This window comes from Janthinobacterium sp. BHSEK (assembly GCF_056174685.1).
Window position 1 is genome coordinate 1 of record NZ_JBWBYV010000106.1, and the last position, 2,897, is coordinate 2,897.

Genomic DNA, 2,897 nt, shown 5'->3' on the forward strand with positions numbered 1-2,897 from the left:
CACGGCTGAGCAGGATCAGATCGTGGCCGGATTCATCGACGCCGAACGCAAGTCCGCTTTCGATCTGGCCAGCGCTCCGCTGCTGCGCATCTTCGTGCACCTGCGCGGCGCCAAGGCGATACAGTACACCTTCAGCTTCCACCATGCGATTCTCGATGGCTGGAGCGTGGCCTCGTTCCAGACCGAGCTGTTCAATGCCTACTTCGCTGCGCTCGAAGGCAAGGACATTGCGCTGCCATCGTTGCGCGTGACGCCGAAGATGGCAGCGCTGCGCGAAAAACAGGCACTGCGGTCGGAGCGGCAAGGCGCGTTCTGGAAGCACTATCTGGACGGCCACGTGTACTCGACGCTGCCGCCGGCCGAGCAAGCGCAGGACGCGACGAGCATGGACCGCAACCGCGCCGCGAAGGTCAGCGACGCCGTCTGCGGCAAGCTGCAAGCGCTGGCGGCGACGCTGGCCGTGCCGATGCGCACGGTACTGCTGAGCGCCCACCTGCGGGTGGTGTCCATGCTGGCTGGCAAAGACGACGTCACGACAGGGCTGGTGAGCAACGTGCGTCCGGAGGAGCAAGACGGGGAGAAGGTGCTGGGCCTGTTCCTGAACACGCTGCCGCTGCGCCAGAAGCTGGAGCGCTCCAGCTGGAAAGAGCTGATCAAAGCCACGTACGCCAACGAGCTGTCGGTGCTGGAGCACCGCGACTATCCCTACGTCCAGCTGCAGGTGGACAACGGCCGCACGCCTTACTACGAAATTGTCTTCAACTTCATCAATTTCCATGTGTACGATGATCTGAAGGCCGGCCTGCAGCAAGCCGGTTACAAGCAAGCGTTCGAGGCGACCGGCTTCGATCTGGTCGCCAATTTCGCCTACAACGCCAGCACCGGCATCGAGTGTGAAATGAAGCCGGGCAAGCTGGGCGGAGCGCAGGCCGAGCGCATCCTCGGCTACTACCTGGCCGTGCTGGAGTCGATGGCGGCCGACCCGGACGCCGTGCACGACGCCGAGCACTTCCTGGACGACGCCGAGGCGCACCGTCTGCTGGTGGAATTCAACGCCACGCGGGTGGCGTATCCGCGTGATCTGCCGGTGCATCAGCTGTTCGAAGCGCAGGTGGCGCGCACGCCGGACGCTGTCGCCGTGATCGCCGATGGCAAGCCGCTGACTTATGCGCAGCTCAATGGCCGAGCCAACCGCCTGGCGCGTCATCTACGCCAGCTCGGCGCCGGTCCGGACGTGCTGGTGGGCGTTTGCATGGAACGCTCGGCCGAACTGGTGATCGCGATTTTCGCCGCACTCAAGGCCGGCGCCGCCTTCGTGCCGTTCGATCCGGCCTATCCGCGGGACCGCCTGGCCTACATGGCCGCCGATGCCAATCCCGTCGTGCTGCTGACGCAAAGCCATCTGCGCGACAGCATCGGCGCCGACGGCGTGGCGCTGCTCTGCCTCGACGAGGTAGGTGATCACCTGGCCGGCTACGACGATCATGATCTTGGGCTGCACTCCGGCCCGGACCATCTGATCTATGCCATCTACACCTCCGGTTCGACCGGGCGCCCGAAAGGCACGCTGGTGCATCAGGGCGGGTTCACCAATCTGGTGAGCTGGTACATCGCCCAATTCGGTATCGGCGCCGACGACAAGGTGCTGCTGCTGTCGTCCATCGGTTTCGATCTTACTCAGAAAAACATCTTCGCCGTCCTGCTGGTGGGAGGGCAGCTGCATTTGTCATCCGGCGCCTACGCACCGGAACAGATATGGAACACCATTCGCGAACAGGGCATCACCTATGTCAATTGCGCGCCCAGCGCCTTCTATCCGCTGCTGCCTTACTTTTCGCCGGACCAGGCGGGGCCGCTGCGCCAGGTATTCCTCGGCGGTGAACCCATCCAGTGCCAACTGCTGCACGAGAAGCTGGCGTGCCTGCCGTCGCCGCCGCTGGTCCATAACACCTACGGTCCGACTGAGGCGTCAGACGTGGTGTCGTTCTTTACCTGGGACCCGCGCGAACGCCGCGCCAGCCTGCCGATCGGCCGCCCGGTCGCCAACACGCAGATCTATGTCCTCGACGCCAGGCGCAATCTATTGCCGCTCGGCGTGACGGGCGATATCTACATCGGCGGCGACGGCGTCGGCCGTGGCTATCTGCATCGCCCGGAACTGACCGCCGAACGCTTCGTCGCCGATCCGTTCAGCGACCGCGAAGGCGCGCGCCTGTACAAGACGGGCGACCTTGGCCGCTGGCTGCCGGACGGCACGATCGACTATCTGGGGCGCGATGATTTCCAGGTCAAGATCCGCGGCTTCCGCGTCGAGCTGGGCGAGATAGAGAGCCGGCTGGCGCTCTTTCCCGGCGTGCGCGAGGCCGTGGTCGTGGCGCGCGGGGATGACGGCCAGGAAAAACGTCTGGTGGCCTATGTAGTGCCCGAGTCGGGCGCGGACGTCAGCGCGGCCAGCCTGCGCCGCGCACTGGCTGACGATCTGGCTGAATTCATGGTGCCGAGTGCCTTTGTCCTGCTCACGGCGCTGCCCCAGACGCCCAACGGCAAACTCGATCGCCAAGCGTTGCCCGTACCCGACCAGGCGGCGATTGCCCGCCGCGAATATGAAGTCCCGATCGGCGAGGTGGAAACCACGCTGGCACGCCTCTGGCAGGAATTGCTCGGTGTTGAGCGCGTCGGCCGCCTCGATCATTTCTTCGAGCTGGGTGGCCATTCCCTGCTCGGCGTGCAGCTTGCGGTACGCCTGCGCGATATCTACGACGTGGACATTTCCATCGGGCGTTTATTCGACCAGCCCGTAGTGGCCGACCTCGCAGCACTGGTCGTGTCCGCGCAACTGGACCTTTATAGCGCAAACGACCTCGGCGGGCTGGATCAGGAAATTGATGCCCTAAGCG

General features: G+C 64.6%; 1 protein-coding gene. It reads left to right on the plus strand.

Annotated elements, in window-relative coordinates; genetic code table 11:
- Window positions 1-22 precede the first annotated feature (22 nt).
- Window positions 23-2,897 (plus strand): non-ribosomal peptide synthetase (locus tag AC0V2Y_RS26550; RefSeq protein WP_475418397.1); only part of this gene is annotated, 2,875 nt, incomplete at its 3' end.